General features: G+C 74.2%; 11 protein-coding genes. 1 reads left to right on the top strand and 10 read right to left on the bottom strand.

Annotated elements, in window-relative coordinates; genetic code table 11:
- Nucleotides 1-227 precede the first annotated feature (227 nt).
- On the bottom strand, nt 228-410 hold the full coding sequence (locus tag HZS56_RS22995; protein WP_216722673.1) for a hypothetical protein: 183 nt from the start codon (nt 408-410) through the stop codon (nt 228-230).
- A 599-nt stretch (nt 411-1,009) separates the two neighbouring features.
- Here HZS56_RS22995 and HZS56_RS22990 point away from each other — a divergent pair.
- The gene (locus HZS56_RS22990; RefSeq protein WP_216722672.1) at nt 1,010-2,500 is read left to right on the top strand and encodes a serine/threonine-protein kinase; all 1,491 of its coding nucleotides are present in this window, start codon (nt 1,010-1,012) and stop codon (nt 2,498-2,500) included.
- A gap of 130 nt (nt 2,501-2,630) precedes the next feature.
- On the opposite strand, the gene HZS56_RS22985 is transcribed toward HZS56_RS22990, so the two are convergent.
- The 9 genes from HZS56_RS22985 to HZS56_RS22945 all read right to left on the bottom strand — a co-directional run bounded on the left by HZS56_RS22985 (nt 2,631) and on the right by HZS56_RS22945 (nt 15,580).
- Nucleotides 2,631-3,449, bottom strand: a complete 819-nt coding sequence (locus HZS56_RS22985; protein WP_216722671.1) for a TrmH family RNA methyltransferase — start codon at nt 3,447-3,449, stop codon at nt 2,631-2,633.
- A gap of 1 nt (nt 3,450) precedes the next feature.
- On the bottom strand, nt 3,451-4,683 hold the full coding sequence (cobA, locus tag HZS56_RS22980; protein WP_216722670.1) for a uroporphyrinogen-III C-methyltransferase: 1,233 nt from the start codon (nt 4,681-4,683) through the stop codon (nt 3,451-3,453).
- A 364-nt stretch (nt 4,684-5,047) separates the two neighbouring features.
- A complete protein-coding gene (gene cobT / locus HZS56_RS22975) occupies nt 5,048-9,274 on the bottom strand; it encodes a nicotinate-nucleotide--dimethylbenzimidazole phosphoribosyltransferase (protein ID WP_216722669.1) in 4,227 nt (1,408 codons plus the stop codon).
- A gap of 344 nt (nt 9,275-9,618) precedes the next feature.
- Nucleotides 9,619-10,839 (bottom strand): precorrin-6y C5,15-methyltransferase (decarboxylating) subunit CbiE, encoded by a 1,221-nt coding sequence (gene cbiE, locus HZS56_RS22970; protein WP_216722668.1) that lies wholly within the window; start codon nt 10,837-10,839, stop codon nt 9,619-9,621.
- 119 nt (nt 10,840-10,958) lie between these two features.
- Nucleotides 10,959-11,597 carry a GNAT family N-acetyltransferase gene (locus tag HZS56_RS22965; protein ID WP_216722667.1) on the bottom strand — a complete coding sequence of 213 codons (639 nt, stop codon included), beginning with the start codon at nt 11,595-11,597 and terminating at the stop codon, nt 10,959-10,961.
- 171 nt (nt 11,598-11,768) lie between these two features.
- Entirely contained in the window at nt 11,769-12,596 is an 828-nt protein-coding gene (locus HZS56_RS22960) for a MetQ/NlpA family ABC transporter substrate-binding protein (protein ID WP_216722666.1), read from the bottom strand.
- 71 nt (nt 12,597-12,667) lie between these two features.
- Nucleotides 12,668-13,405: a methionine ABC transporter permease gene (locus tag HZS56_RS22955; protein ID WP_216722665.1), complete on the bottom strand. Its 738-nt coding sequence runs from the start codon at nt 13,403-13,405 to the stop codon at nt 12,668-12,670.
- On the bottom strand, nt 13,402-14,484 hold the full coding sequence (locus tag HZS56_RS22950; protein ID WP_216722664.1) for a methionine ABC transporter ATP-binding protein: 1,083 nt from the start codon (nt 14,482-14,484) through the stop codon (nt 13,402-13,404). Before HZS56_RS22950 ends, HZS56_RS22955 begins: the two co-directional genes overlap by 4 nt.
- 445 nt (nt 14,485-14,929) lie before the next feature.
- Entirely contained in the window at nt 14,930-15,580 is a 651-nt protein-coding gene (locus HZS56_RS22945) for an HAD family hydrolase (protein ID WP_216722663.1), read from the bottom strand.
- Between the last annotated feature and the right edge of the window lie 118 nt (nt 15,581-15,698).

Below are 15,698 nucleotides of genomic sequence, written 5' to 3'. Positions count from 1 at the left end.
CGCAGTGGTGACAGCGGGAGGAGCGGCGGCGATTGCGGTGCCGGTGCGACGCCGGACGCCGCAGGGGCGGTGATCGTGCGGGTCCCGGGTGTGGCCGTGGACAGAGCAATGCCGGCGCAGCTCCCCAGCTGCGCCGGCATTTTGCCGTCCGCCGCACCCCCGTCCCCACGGGGTTTCATGGGTGGATGTCCCCGCCCGGACCGCTCTTCCGGGCCTGGGGTCGCCGCTCAGCGCCCCAGCACCACACCCACGGACGACGCTTGTGTGGCCACTGTCTCCCACCCGTCGAAGACGAGGAGGAGCAGGACCGCCAGGGGCAGGGCCATGAGTGTCGCCACCGCGGGGTGGCGACGGCCCTGACGGCGGTTCTCCCGCGTGCGGACCAGCGTCCGCGGCATCGTCTGGGCCATGGTCCCTCTCCTGACCGTTTCCGTTGTCCGGCAGCGGCGAGTGTCTGACCTCGGGGGACGAGCGCTGCACCCGCCGCTTGACCTCAAATCTAGGTGTCCGGCGCCTGCCGGGCGTCATGCCCTCGTACCGATTGCCGGGCCTCCCGGAGGATGAGCCACTACCTGCGGTGTACTCCCCTGGGTGGAGACCGGGTCATGGGTCTCGTCGCGGGTCTCGGGGTCTTCCCCCACGGGGTGTCCCGCGTGCCCCGGTATCGCCGTACTGTCCGGTGACTTCGATCACTCCGGGCGGCCCGACACGCGGCCTCCTCGCCCCCGGCGGCCCGGCCCGGTAACGGCCGCGCCACCTGCACGGGACCGCGTTCCCCTGTCGTCCGCCGCGCCCCGACCGCCTCCCTCCCCCACTCCAATACCCCCTCGGCGCCGAGGCATTGGGATCGCGGGTGGTCCGGTCCCCCGGACCGCTCAGGTCTTCCTGACCGGTTCTCAACTCTCGCGCCCTGCACTGACAATCCGTCGCCCCGGGAGGGCGCGGCCTCTGCGCGCGGGCGGCCGTGGAAACGTAAGCTGTGGCTCGTCACAGGGACCGGGCAGCGGGGATGAACATGGCGATGATGCGCCTGAGGCGCGAGGACCCGCGCGTCGTCGGCTCGTTCAGGCTTCACAGGCGGCTCGGCGCGGGTGGAATGGGCGTGGTCTACCTGGGCTCCGACAAGAAGGGGCAGCGGGTCGCGCTGAAGGTCATCCGGCCGGACCTGGCCGAGGACCAGGAGTTCCGGTCGCGGTTCGCGCGCGAGGTGTCGGCGGCCCGGCGCATCCGGGGCGGCTGTACCGCCCGCCTGGTCGCCGCGGACCTGGAGGCGGACCGCCCCTGGTTCGCCACGCAGTACGTTCCCGGCCCCTCACTGCACGACAAGGTCGCCGACGGGGGCCCGCTCGTCGCGGCCGACGTCGCCGCCGTGGGCGCCGCACTGTCCGAAGGTCTGGTCGCCGTCCACGAGGCCGGGGTCGTGCACCGGGACCTGAAGCCGTCCAACATCCTGCTGTCCCCGAAGGGGCCGCGGATCATCGACTTCGGAATCGCCTGGGCGACGGGCGCCTCCACCCTCACGCACGTCGGGACCGCCGTCGGCTCCCCCGGATTCCTCGCGCCCGAGCAGGTGCGCGGTGCCGCGGTCACACCGGCCACGGACGTGTTCTCCCTCGGGGCCACGCTGGCGTACGCCTCGATGGGCGATTCGCCCTTCGGACACGGCAGTTCCGAGGTGATGCTGTACCGCGTGGTGCACGAGGAGGCGCAGTTGCACGGCGTCCCCGACGCCCTCGCGCCACTGGTGCGGGCGTGCCTGGCGAAGGATCCCGACGAACGCCCCAGCACCCTGCAGCTGTCGCTGCGCCTCAAGGAGATCGCCGCCCGGGAGGCCCAGGGGCTGGCCGACGCCCGGCCGCCCGCACCGCGCTCCGCGGAGGCGGATCTGCCGACGGGACCGCTGGCCGACACCTATCCGGAGCGGGCACCGCGGCGTTCGCAGGGCAGGCCGGGTGCTCAGGGCACTCCGGCACCGCGCGGCACACAGGGGTCGCGCGGGCCGGCCGCCTCCAGGGGCTCGGCTCCGTCGCGGGGCTCGGCCCCTTCCCGCAGTTCCACGCCGCCGCCCCGCGGCTCGGCTCCCTCGCGCGGCGGCTCCGGCTCGCGCGGTGGGGCCGCGTCCCGGGGCGGCGGCAGTGCGGGGGCCCGGTCGGCGTCCCGGCCCGCATCCGCGTCCCGGGACACGTCCGGCCGGAACCCGTCCCGCACCGAGGGGGGCAGGTCCGCGCCGCGCGGCGGGACAGGCCGTACGGCGCCCAGGACCAAGGGGACCGGTTGGCGGCGGCCCGCCAATCCGCGGCTGCTGCGGCAGCGGCTGTTCGTGTTCGTGGTGGTGACGCTGCTGGTGGCACTGGGTATCGCTGCCGCGCAGGGCTGCCAGGGGCCGTCGCGCGGGCTCGGCGACGACCACGGCGGCGTACGGGCGGCGCAGCAGGAGCAGAGGTACGAGCAGGTGTCGGTGCCCGGGGGTCTGCCGGGCGGCCTGCCCGGTGGCGGGTAGAGCTGACGGCGCGCCGCGGGGTCCACGGCCCCCGGCCGCGCCCCGCGCCCCCGCTTGCCGTGGGCAGTCGCGTCGTACACCGGTCCGCGCCGGGGCACGGACCGAGGACGGTTCCGTGCCGGGCAGCGGCCTACGCCGAGGGGCGGCCCGTCGTCACCGCGTAGAAGGCGACCGCGGCCGCCGCTCCCACGTTCAGGGAGTCGACGCCGTGGGACATCGGGATGCGGACCCACGCGTCGGACGCCGCCAGGGCCCGCCGGGTCAGTCCGTCGCCCTCCGCGCCCAGCATGAGGGCCACCCGGTCCATGCGGTGCGGGGCGACCTCGTCGAGGGGCTCGGCACGCTCGTCCGGGGTGAGGGCGAGGAGGGTGAAGCCCGCGTCCCGGACCGTTTCCAGATCGGCCGGCCAGGTGGTGAGGCGGGCGTAGGGCACGGAGAAGACGGCGCCCATCGAGACTTTGACGCTGCGCCGGTAGAGGGGGTCCGCGCAGTCCGGGGAGAGCAGGACGGCGTCCAGTCCGAGCGCGGCGGCGGAACGGAAGATCGCCCCGATGTTGGTGTGGTCGTTGACGGACTCCATGACGACGACGCGGCGGGCGGCCGTCAGCAGGCCGGCCGCGGTGGGCAGCGGCTTGCGCTGCATCGAGGCGAGCGCGCCGCGGTGCACGTGGTAGCCGGTGACGCGTTCGGCGAGCGCCGGGTCGACGACGTACACCGGGGCCGGGGCCTCGTCGATGATGTCGCGCATGGTGTCGACCCACTTGGCGGACAGCAGCATCGAGCGCATCGCGTAGCCCGCCTCGCCGGCCCGTCTGATGACCTTGGCGCCCTCGGCGATGAAGACGCCCTCGGCGGGTTCGCGGCGGCGGCGCAGCTCGACGTCGGTCAGGCCCGTGTAGTCGTGCAGGCGCGGGTCGTCGGGGTCGTCGATCGTGATGAGGCCGGCCACGTCAGGCCGTCCCGTGCGGGCCCACGGCGACGACCTCGCCGACGACGATGACGGCGGGCGGCCTGACCTCCTGTGCGACGGCCACCTCGGCGACGGTCGCGAGGGTGGCGTCCACCCGGCGCTGGGCGGCCGTCGTGCCCTCCTGGACGAGGGCGACCGGGGTGTCGGGGGACTTGCCGTGCGCCACGAGGGTCTCGGCGATCTTGCCGATCTTGTCGACGCCCATCAGGATCACGAGCGTGCCGGTCAGTCCGGCGAGGGACGGCCAGTCGACCAGGGAGCGCTCGTCGTCGGGGGCGACGTGGCCGCTGACCACGGTGAACTCGTGGGCGACGCCGCGGTGGGTGACCGGGATGCCGGCGGCACCGGGCACCGAGACGGAGCTGGAGATGCCGGGGACGACGGTGCAGGCGATGCCCGCCTCCGCCAGCGCCTGTGCCTCCTCCATGCCCCGGCCGAAGACGAAGGGGTCGCCGCCCTTGAGCCGTACGACGGACTTGCCCTGCTCGGCGTGCTCGACGAGGGCGTTGTTGATGGCCTCCTGGGCCATGAAGCGGCCGTAGGGGATCTTCGCGGCGTCGATGACCTCGACGTGCGGCGGCAGTTCGGCGAGCAGATCGCGCGGGCCGAGCCGGTCGGCGATGACGACGTCGGCCTCGGCGAGCAGCCGGCGGCCGCGGACGGTGATCAGGTCGGGGTCGCCCGGGCCGCCGCCGACCAGGGCGACACCTGCGGTGCGGGTGCGCCGGTGCGGGGCGACGAGGGTGCCGTCGCGCAGTCCCTCGACCACGGCGTCGCGGATGGCGGCGGTGTGGCGCGGGTCGCGGTGGCGCGCGTCGGTGGTGAGGACGGCGACGGTGACTCCCTCGCTGTGTCCGGTGGCCGGGGTCCACGCCGTGGCACGGTCGGCGTCGTCGGAGCGTACGCACCACACCCGGTGCCGCTCGGCCTCGGCGGAGGCGGCGGCGTTGGCCTCGGTGTCGCTGGTGGCGATCAGGGCGTACCAGGCGTCGGCGAGGTCGCCCTCCGCGTACGGGCGCCGCTGCCAGGCGATCTCGCCCGCGTCCGCCATCGCCTCGACGGACGGGGTCGCCTCCGGGGAGACGAGGTGGATGTCGGCGCCCGCAGCGATGAGCGCGGGCAGGCGGCGCTGGGCGACCTGCCCGCCGCCGAGGACGACCACGCGACGGCCGGTGAGGCGGAGGCCTACGGGGTAGGCGGGATGTTCGGCCATGAGGGTGGGCTCCTCGTCCTGGCTGTGCGGTGGGCGCTGCGGCTCTGGAGCGGCCCTGACGTGGCTGACGGGTCTGACGGGTCTGACCGTCCCGATGGGCATGACGGTCCGGCGGGTGTGGCGGGTGTGGCAGGTGTGGCGGTTCCGAAGGGTCTGACGTGGGGATACGTGCGGATTCTAGGAGACGTGCGGGGACGGCACGAGACGCGTCCGGCATCCGGCGGGACGGCCCGTGGGCGCTGGGGCGGCCCGGCGGCCGAGGGCGCGTCCTGCGCGGGGCCGGAAGGTGAATCGCATCCGGTGAACCGGCGCGGGCGGGCGGTCGCGGATCCGTGCCGCGGCCGCCCGCCCCGCCGGGTGCCGCCTACTTCTCGGTGACACCCGCCGAGTCGAACGTCGCCACCTCGTGCATCGCCCGCGCCGTACTCTGCACCATCGGCAACGCGAGCAGCGCGCCGGTGCCCTCGCCGAGGCGGAGGTCGAGGTCGACCAGCGGGCGCAGGCCCAGCTTGTTGAGGGCGGCGACATGGCCGGGCTCCGCGCTGCGGTGCCCGGCGATGCAGGCGGCCAGCACCTCGGGGGCGATCGCGCGGGCCACCAGGGCGGCGGCACCGGCGCTGACGCCGTCCAGGATCACCGGCGTGCGCAGGGAGGCGCCGCCGAGCAGCAGGCCGACCATGGCCGCGTGCTCGAAACCGCCGACCGCGGCGAGGACACCGACGGGGTCGGCGGGGTCCGGCTGGTGGAGTTCGAGGGCGCGGCGGACGACCTCGGTCTTGCGGGCCAGCGTCTCGTCGTTGATGCCGGTGCCGCGGCCGGTGACCTCGGCCGGGTCGGCTCCGGTGAAGACGGAGATGAGCGCGGCGGACGCGGTGGTGTTCGCGATGCCCATCTCGCCGGTGAGCAGCGCCTTGTTGCCGGCCGCGACCAGGTCGCGGGCGGTCTCGATGCCGACCTCGACGGCCTGCTTGGCCTCCTCGCGGGTCATCGCGGCACCCGTGGTCATGTCGGAGGTGCCCCCGCGGATCTTGCGGGGCAGCAGCCCCGGCGTGGCGGGCAGGTCGGTGGCGACACCGACGTCCACGACGCAGACCTCGGCGCCGACCTGGGCGGCGAAGGCGTTGCAGACCGCTCCGCCGCCCAGGAAGTTGGCGACCATCTGGGCGGTGACCTCCTGCGGCCAGGGAGTGACGCCCTGGGCGTGGACTCCGTGGTCGCCGGCGAAGACCGCGACGGCCGCGGGCTCCGGGACGGGCGGCGGGCACTGCCGGGACAGGCCGGACAGCTGGGCGGAGATGATCTCCAGCATGCCGAGCGCGCCGGCCGGCTTGGTCATGCGCTTCTGCCGTTCCCAGGCCTCGCCGAGCGCCTTGGCGTCCAGCGGGCGGATCTGCGCGACGGTCTCGGCGAGCAGGTCGTGCGGCGCCTCGCCGGGCAGGGCGCGACGGCCGTACGTCTCCTCGTGGACCACCCAGGACAGCGGGCGCCGCTTGGACCAGCCGGCCTGCATCAGCTCGGGTTCGTCCGGGAACTCGTCGACGTACCCGACGCACAGGTACGCGACGATGTCCAGGTGTTCGGGCAGGCCGAGGGCCCGGACCATCTCGCGCTCGTCGAAGAAGCTGACCCAGCCGACGCCGAGGCCCTCGGCGCGGGCGGCGAGCCAGAGGTTCTCGACGGCGAGCGCGGAGGAATACGGCGCCATCTGCGGCTGCGTGTGGCGGCCCAGGGTGTGGCGGCCGCCGCGCGTCGGGTCGGCCGTGACGACGATGTTGACCGGTGTGTCGAGGATGGCCTCGATCTTCAGTTCCTTGAACTGCTTCGCCCGGCCCTTGGGCAGCGACTTGGCGTACGCGTCGCGCTGGCGCATCGCCAGTTCGTGCATCGCGCGGCGGGTGTCCTCGGAGCGGATGACGACGAAGTCCCAGGGCTGCGAGTGGCCCACGGAGGGCGCGGTGTGGGCGGCCTCCAGGACGCGGAGCAGTACCTCGTGCGGGATGGGGTCGCTGCGGAAGCCGTTGCGGATGTCCCGGCGTTCACGCATGACCTTCAGGACGGCCTCGCGCTCGGCGTCGTCGTAGGCGGGAGCCGCCGGGCCGGTGGGCCGGGACGCCTCCGGTACGTCGTCGGCGGTCCGGTCCGCCCGGTCCTCCAGGGCCTCCAGGCCCTCCCGGTCCTCCTGGTCGGCGGCGCGGGTGGCCAGGTCGTCGGCGTTCTGGGCGAGTTCGGAGTCGGCCTCGCGCCGGGCGGGGAGCTCTGCGGCGGCCGGTCCGGCTGCGAGCTCCTCGGGGGCGACGAGGACAGCCTCGGGCGGGGTCGGGGCGGTGTGCGGCGGCCCGGGCGGCGTCTCCTGCCCGGCGGCGGGCACCGGAGCCGTGGCTGGCTCCGCGGGTTCGGACGTGCTGGGGGCCACGGCCACTTCCTGCGGTACGTCGGGTGTGTCGGGGCCCACGAGGGCCTGGGGGCCCTGTGCGGACTGCGGGACGTCCGGGGCCGCGGGGTGTTCCGCGGTGCGGGGCGCGTCCGGGTGGGGACCCGGGGCGGGCTCGGGAGCGGACCCGGATGTCCCGCCGGCGGTCGGGGTGTCGGGGGCGGATTCGTCTTCGGCTTCGGCGGACACCTCGAAGCCGTCGGCGTCCGCGGCGACCGCGACGGCCTCGGGGTCCGCGACGGCCGGGGCTTCCGTGGCGTCCGTCTGCGGCGCGGCTTCCTGCGGGGTGGTTGCCAGAGGAACGGCTTCCTGCCGGGCGGCCTCCTGCGCGTCCCCCTGAGCGACCGGTCGGCCGGGAGCGTGCTGGTCGGCAACGGCCTGGTCGGCGGGCGCGTGGTCCGCGACCGGCTGGCCGGCGCCCGGCCGGGCGTCAGGGCGGGTGGCGGCGGCGTCGGACGAGGACGGAGAGCCCGGCTGGGCCACCGCCGTCTCCTGCGGCGCGGACGGCCCGTCCGGATGCGGGTGCGCCGCTTCCTGCGGTGCGGTCGGCACCGGCGGCTGGGGCTGCCCCTGTGCGTCCGCGACCACCACCGGTTCGGGCAGGTCGGCGACCGCCTGTGCCCCGGGCTCCGAGGACTGCTCGGATCCGACGGGCTCGGATCCGACGGTCTGGAGACCAGCGGCTTGGGGATCGGCCGGCTGGGGCTGGGCGGACGGGGTGGCAGCGGAATCGGCTTCGTCGGCCTCGTACTCAACGGCCTCCGGCGCGACGGCCTGGGCGGCAACGGCATCCGGCGCGACGGCTCCCGAAGCCGGAGCGCCGGCCTCCGGAGCACCGGCCGCGAGGCCAACGGCTCCTGGGGCAACGGTTCCTGGGCCAACGGCATCCGGAGCCGGCGGCTCAACACCCGCCGTGGCCTGCCCGGCCTCCGGGGTCTCCGTGCCCCCCGGGGTCTCCGGGGCCTCCGTGACCTCCGTGACCTCCGTGACCTCCGTGCCCTCCGTGCCGACGGTGCCCGGCGCCACCGCACCCGCGGTATCCACGGGCTCCGCAGTATCCACGGTGCCCGGCGTCGCAGAGCCGACGGCGGTGCCCGGTGCCGTGGCCTCGGGGGCCGGGGTGTCCGCGGGGGTGGCCATCGGCTCGACGCGACCGGGCGCGCCGGCCACCTGGCCGTCCTGGGCCACGCGCGGCTCGGGAAGCGGGACCTCCGGCGACGCGTGCGGAGCCGGGGTCTCACCCTCCTGCGACGCGGGGGTTTCCCTCGCCGGAGCCGGCTGCGGGGCTGCGTCCGCGGCGACTTGTGCGCTCACGCCCTCCTCGGCGCCGTCCGTTCCGTCCGCGGCCGCCTGCTGCTCGGGGAACTCCCGCGCCCCCGGCGCCTCGTGACCGCCCCCGGCCGCGGGCTCCGCAGCCTCTCCCCCGGCTGCGCCGGTCTGCTCGCCGGACCCGTCGGCCTCCCCGGGGCCTGCGGGCTGCCCGGGCTGTCCGGCCTCCCCCGCGGCACCGCCGGTCGCCGCCCCGGCCTCCGTGGCCACGCGCGTCACGAGGGCCTGGGCCGCGCCCGCCGGTTCCGGCTCCCGGCCGGGTACCGGAACAACCGTTTCCGCATCCCCCGCCCCGGCGCTCACCGGGGCCTGCGCGGGGACGGCCTGCGGTGCCGCCTGTGCTCCCCAGGGCGCCGCCGGCTGCGGAGGCGTCGCGGCGGCCTCGGGGACGTCGAGGTATTCGGGGCCGGCGGTCGCCGGGGCCGGGTGCCGCACCGGTACGGCGGCGGGTCCGCGGTCGGCGAGGGAGCGCACCGGGCTCGCGGAGGCGTCCGGGATCGGCGGACCGAGATGGAGGGGTCTGCGCGGCGCAGCCGGGGCGGAAGCGGGGTCGGGCAGGCGGACGCCACCGAGGTCGACCGAACCGCTGTCACGGCCGGACAGTTCATGCGGGCCCGGCTGGTGCACGGTCTCGACGACCGGCTCCGGCGCGGGCGGCGCGACCTCGTTGCCCCAAGCACTCTGGGCTCCCGGCAGCAACAGCAGGTCCTCGTCCTCGGCGTCGGCCTCGGAGAGGTAGGTGTACGCGCCGGGTGCGGGGACGCCCGGCTGCTCCACCATGCCTGCGTTCTCCGGCAGCCCCTCGCCCGGGATCTGGCCGGTGTCGGTCATGCGTAACCCCTCGCCCATCGGTTAGTGCTTCTACGACCAGCTCGCCCGGGACGGCGCACCGACCGCCCCACAGTGAGAACGAGCGTGCGTGCCCTGCGGCACGAACGACCCGCGGGAAAAGACGACAAAGCCATTGAGTGGCATTGTCGCGGCCGCTCCCCCGCCACGACAGCTCGATCCGCGACGGCCCGCTGTGGACTGCGCCACGTTGCGCGTCCTTCGGTTCTGCCGTACCACATGCCGCCCACAACTGACCGGTTTTCAGGACATTGGACGACGAAGCCCCAGGTGCCCCCATGCGGTACAACAATCCGCCAGCCTACCCCGGCAGTACGACAACCCGATCACGGGGCGCGGTCCGGGAGGACCCCGCTGAGCAGGAACGCGACGCTCCGCTCCGTCTCCGTCCAGGCCCGGGTGTCGAGTCCGACGGACTGCAGCAGCGCGCACTCGACCCGGTAGCCGTGCTCCGTCAGGTTTCTGCCCACGAGTTCGGCCGCGTCGCGGGTAGCGGCGTGCGCGACGATGCGCTCGGGCCGGCGGTCGGCGACCGCCAGGACCACGGCCGCTCCCCCGCCGCCGACCCGGACGACGTCCGGTTCGGGCAGGTTTTCCAGGACGTGCGGGGCGCTTCCGTGGACGGTCTGCACCTGGACGCCGAAGTGCCGTGCGGCGGCTTCGGTCCGGGCGCAGGCGTCCGGGTCGCGGTCGACCGCGATGACGGCGGCACCCGCGCGGGCGGCCTCGGCGGCGAAGGCGCCGCCGCCGCAGCCGATGTCCCACACGAGGTCGCCCGGCCGGGGCCCGAGCCGGGCGAGTTGGGCGGTGCGCAGCAGGTCGGTCTCGCCCTCGCCCAGCTCACCGCCGTACGCCTCGGCGGGCAGCGACCAGCCGCGCGGTCCGGCGGCGGGGGTGCGGCCGGCGATCCAGCCGGCTCCGTCGGGCGCGGCGCCCGGCCCGGTGTTCCCGCCGGCCACGATGACGACGTTGGGGTCGCGCCAGGTGTGGTCGGCGGCCTTGTCGGAGGTGACGACGGTGACCCGCTCACGGGTGGTGCCGAGTTCCTCGCAGATGACGAAGGTGCGGTGGACGCCCTCCATCAGCAGGCCGAGTTCGGCGGGTCCCGCGCCGGGCGAGGTGAGGACCGCGACCTTGGTGTGGGCCCGGCACACGTTCACCGCGCGTCGCAGGGTGCGGGGGTGGGCGACGACCACGTGGGCGTCGTCCCAGGGCATTCCGGCGCGGGCGAAGGCGGCGGCCACCGAGGAGACGGCGGGGACCACTTCCACCTCCAGGCCGTACTCGGGGGCCCGGAGGGTGCGTACGACGCCGAAGAAGCCGGGGTCGCCGTCGGCGAGGACGACGGTGGTGCCGCGATGGGCGGCGATGCGGCGGGCGGCGAGGGCGACGCTGCCGAGGCGGATGCGCTCGGCGGCGGGCGGGACCTCGGGAAGCGCCAGGTGGTGGGCGGCTCCGGCCACCAGGGTCGCGGCGCCCAGTGCGGAGCGCGCCGCGGCGGTCAGCGGCGAACCGTCCCAGCCGATCACCGTGACCCGGTCGGCCATCGTCGTAAGTCTCCAGGGTTTTCGCAGGTCGTGGTCGCGGATCCGTCGCGGGTGCGCCCCGTGAGGGTACCCGGTGCGGCCCGGGCACGCGGCGGCGAGGCCGGTGGGGCCCCGGGGAATCAGTTCCAGTCGGTGAAGGTGGTGAAACCGCCGTCGCCGACCGGTTGCCCGGCCGCCCCCTCCAGGTCCTCGGGCAGCAGGCTCCAGACGATGAAGTCGGTGCGTACGTCCGTCCAGGTGCCGTCGTCGGTGCGGACCCGTGCGATGCACGCGCCGCGCAGCACGCCCTCGCTGATGCAGCCGATCTTCTGGGCGACCTGCTGGGAGGCGGTGTTGTCGGCCGCGGTGCGCAGTTCGACGCGTTCGAACTTCTGGTCGCCGAAGAGCCACTGGGCGGTGGCGAGCGCCGCCTCGGAGGCGTATCCCTCGCCGCGGGCCCAGGGCGCGACTATGTAGGACAGTTCGGTGGACCGTACGTGCCAGTTGGTCCGGGTCAGCCGGACGAGGCCGACGAGCCGCTGGGTGAGGAACTCCGTGACGGCGAGGTCGAGTCCGCGTCCGGCGGCGCGTTCGGCCGGTGCGTGGTCGCCGATCCACCGGCCGGCGTCCTTCTCGGTGAAGGGCTGGGGGACGTGGGTCCAGGCGGCGACCTGCTCGTCGTTCATCATCGCGGCCAGGGCGGGGACGTCGTCCTCGTCGAGGGGGCGCAGCACCAACCGCTCCGTGCTGATGGAGATGTTGGGGAAGGTGCTCGTCATGCGCCGCTCCGTAACCTGGGTAACCGTCAGGGCCTGCTCGAACTGCCCAGCATGCAGCATGAAAGCACGCAACCGCACCACCGGGTCCGCCCCGTGGGCACGGAGCGGACCCGGTGGGTGACGCGGGGTTCGGCTCGAAAGGATGTTCCGAGGGGTGTTCGGCGGAGGTGTTCAGAAGGAGGGCAGGACGGCGCCCGCGTACTTGTCCTCGATGAACTTCTTCACCTCGGGCGAGTTCAGGAGCTTCGCGAGCTTCTTGACGCGCGGGTCGTCCTCCTGGCCCTCCTTGACGGCGAGGAGGTTGCTGTTCGGGTTGCCCTTGGCGCTCTCCAGGACGAGGGCGTCCTGGGCGGGCTTCAGGTCGGCCTCGATGGCGTAGTTGCCGTTGACGACCGCCGCGTCCACGTCGTCCAGGGAGCGCGGGGTCTGGGCCGCCTCCAGCTCCTTGAACTCGAGCTTCTTCGGGTTGTCGGTGATGTCCGCGGGGGTCGCCGCGGTCCCGACGCCGTCCTTGAGGGTGATGATCTTGTTGGCGGCCAGCAGCTGCAGGGCCCGGCCCTCGTTGACGGTGTCGTTGGGGACGGCGACGGTCGCGCCGCTCTTCAGGTCGTCGGCCTTCTTCACCTTGTGGGAGTAGAGGCCGAGGGGCTCCAGGTGCACGTCGACGACGGACACGATGTGGGTGCCGTTCTTCTTGTTGAAGTCGTCGAGGTAGGGCTGGGTCTGGAAGTAGTTGGCCCCCACGGAGCCGTCCTCCGTCGCCGTGTTCGGCGTGACGTAGTCGGTGAACTCCTTCACCTCGAGGTCGAGTCCCGCGTCCTTCGCCAGGTTGTCCTTGACGTAGTCGAGGATCTCGGCGTGCGGGGTGGGGCTCGCGGCGACGACCAGCGGGCCGGAGGTGTCGGAGGCGGCGTCCTGGTCCGAGCCGCAGGCGGAGAGCCCGAGGGTGAGGGCTCCGGCGGCGAGGACGGCGGTCGTGATCTTGGCGGTGTTACGCACGAAAAGTGCCTTTCCTGAGGTGATGCGGCCCCGGCCGGGGTAACGGCGGGGAGTCTTGGGGGGGGAACCGGTCAGGCGACCTTGCCGACGTCGGCCGCCGCGGGCTCCTTGGCCCTGAGCAGCCGGAGCCTGGGGCCTGCACCGCCGCGTCCGCCACGGCGGTGCAGGGTGCGGGCCGCGTAGTCGCCGGCGAACTGGATGAGTGAGATGGCGACGGCGAGGAGTGCGACGGTGATCCACATGAAGCCGGGTTCGAAGCGCTGGTAGCCGTAGCGCACGGCGAGGTCGCCGAGGCCGCCGCCGCCCACGGTGCCCGCCATGGCGGAGTAGCCTATGAGGGCGATGACCGTGGTGGTGGTCGAGGCGATCAGGGACGGCAGCGCCTCGGGGACCAGCACCTTGCGGACGATGGTCCAGGTGTTGCCGCCCATGGACTGCACGGCCTCGACGAGCCCTCCGTCGACCTCGCGCACGGCGGTCTCGACGAGCCGCGCGAAGAACGGGATGCCGCCGATGGCGAGCGGCACGATCGCGGCCTCGCTGCCGATGGTGGTGCCGGTGACCCAGCGGGTGAAGCTCATCAGCGCGACCATCAGGATGATGAAGGGCATCGAGCGGCCGATGTTCACGATCTGGCCGATGACCTTGTTCACCACGACGTTCTGCAGCAGGCCGCCCCGGTCGGTGAGGACGAGGAGCACGCCGAGCGGCAGGCCGACGACGACGGCGATCAGGGTGGACCAGCCGACCATGATCAGGGTCTCCCAGGAGGCCTGCTCGAGCAGCGGCTGCATCTGCGACCAGGTCACTTGGCGCCCTCCTTCACCAGCGAGTCCGGCGTACCGGGTGCGTCGGGGGCGTCGGGGGCGTGCGGGGCGTCCGGCGCCTCGTTCACCACGTCGATCTGCAGGCCCTGTTCGCGCAGGAAGCCGACGGGCACGACGTTGTCCTCGTAGCGGCCGGGCAGTTCGATGCGCATCCGGCCGACCTGGAGTCCGCCGACGGTGTCGATGGCGGCGCCGAGGATCGAGATGTCGATGTTGTAGGTGCGCGAGAGCTGGGAGATGACGGGCTGGGTGGCGGCCTCGCCCTGGAAGGTGACGTCGAGGACGGTGCGGTCGTCGCCGGAGGCGTCGCCGCCGACCGGGAAGAGCGCGGCGGCCAGTTCGGAGCCCGGGGTGGCGAGGAGTTCGCCGACCGTGCCGGATTCGACGATGCGGCCCTGGTCCATGAGGGCGGCCGAGTCGCAGATGCTCTTGACGACGTCCATCTCGTGGGTGATGAGCAGGACGGTCAGTCCCAGCTGCCGGTTCAGGTCGCGCAGCAACTGGAGGATGGAGCGGGTGGTGTCCGGGTCGAGGGCGCTGGTGGCCTCGTCGGAGAGCAGCACCTTGGGGTCGCCCGCGAGGGCGCGGGCGATGCCGACGCGCTGCTTCTGTCCGCCGGAGAGCTGGGCCGGGTAGGACTTGGCCTTGTCGGCGAGGCCGACGAGGTCGAGCAGTTCCAGCGCCTTGCGGGAACGTTCCTTTCCGGACTTGCCGAGGATTTCCAGCGGCAGTTCGACGTTGTCCTGCACGGTCCGGGCGGAGAGCAGGTTGAAGTGCTGGAAGACCATGCCGATGCGGCTGCGCGCCTGCCGCAGTTCGCGGCCCGCGCGGGGACCCCGGCCCGCCAGCGCGGTGAGATCCTGGCCGGCGACGGTGACCGTGCCGGCGGTGGGACGCTCCAGGAGGTTGACGCAGCGGATGAGTGAGGACTTGCCGGCGCCGGACTGGCCGATGACGCCGTACACCTCGCCCTCGCGCACGTGCAGGTCGACGCCGTCCAGGGCGGTGACCTCGCGGCCGCGCGAGCGGTAGACCTTGGTGAGGCCCGATGTGGTGATCACGTGGGTTTCCGTCACTGTCGAGTGCGCGGCGCGGTGGTGGGCGCCGGGCACGGGGCGTTGTTCTTCGGGGGCGTGGGTCCTTCGCGGCGCGGCACGGTTCTCGCGGTGGCGGGTAGCGACCGGGAACCCCGAGGGGGAGCCCCGAGGGGCGAAGACGTGCGCGCGGGACGTGGCTCAGCCGGTGGCGCGGGCGTGAGCGGGCGCTCGCTTCGGGGCGCGAGGCTCAGGTGCTGCAGGGGCCCTCTAGAAGGCGCACATTCGACACGCACAAGGAGACATACAACGAGCACCGGGCGTGGTCGTCGCCTCGGTCGCAGCGGTGCGGTCGCTCGTCGTGCTCATGCGTTCAGTAAAGCAGACGTATGCTCGGGCCCGGGCGCCGCTGTCCGCATGATGGACACCTTGCTGGACAGCGGCGGGCGGCGGCCGGGCGGGCCCGCGGGCGTCAGCCCCGTACGGAGATCTCGACGCCCGCGTCGGTGACCAGCGCGGACAGGGCCGACAGGTCGGTGACCACCAGGTCGGCGTCAAGTTCGCCGGGCCGGTGGGTTGTGGCCAACGCCACGGTCCGCATCCCGGCGGCGCGACCGGCCTGGAGACCCGCGGGGGCGTCCTCGAAGACGACGCAGTCGGCCGGGTCGACGCCCAGGGCCCGGGCGCCCAGGAGGTAGGGCTCGGGGTCGGGCTTGCCGCGGGTGATGTCGTCGGCGGCGACGAGGGTCTTGGGGAGGATGCCGACGGCGTCGAGGCGGGCCTCGGCGAGGCGGCGGGTCGCGGAGGTGACGACGGCCCAGCGGTCGGCGGGGAGGGCGTCGAGGAACCCGCGGGTGCCGGGCAGCAGGTGCACGCCGCCGTTCGGCACGTCCTCGACCTCGAGTTGCTCGATGCGCGCGACGGCCTGCGGGACCACGGCGGCGGGCAGCAGGTCGGCGGCTATCTCCGCGGCCGGACGCCCGTGGAGTTCGACCCGCGCGAACTGTTCGGCGGTGATCCCGTACTCACCGGCCCACCGCGTCCAGCAGCGCTGCACGGAGTCGAGGGAGGAGACGAGGGTTCCGTCGTTGTCGAACAGGAGGGCCTGTGCGTGGAGCTTCATGCCCTCGACCCTACGGGGCCGCAGCCCCCCGCCCGGACCACCGGACGCCGAGCCCGGACCACCGCACCGGCCGGCCCGGGGCACACCGGCCGGCCCGGGGTGGCGGGCCGGCCGGTGT

It is taken from the genome of Streptomyces mayonensis, from assembly GCF_018982965.1.
Classification (GTDB): domain Bacteria; phylum Actinomycetota; class Actinomycetes; order Streptomycetales; family Streptomycetaceae; genus Streptomyces; species Streptomyces mayonensis.
The sequence above is the reverse complement of the archived record's forward strand: the minus strand, read 5'-3'. Positions and strand labels throughout refer to the sequence as shown.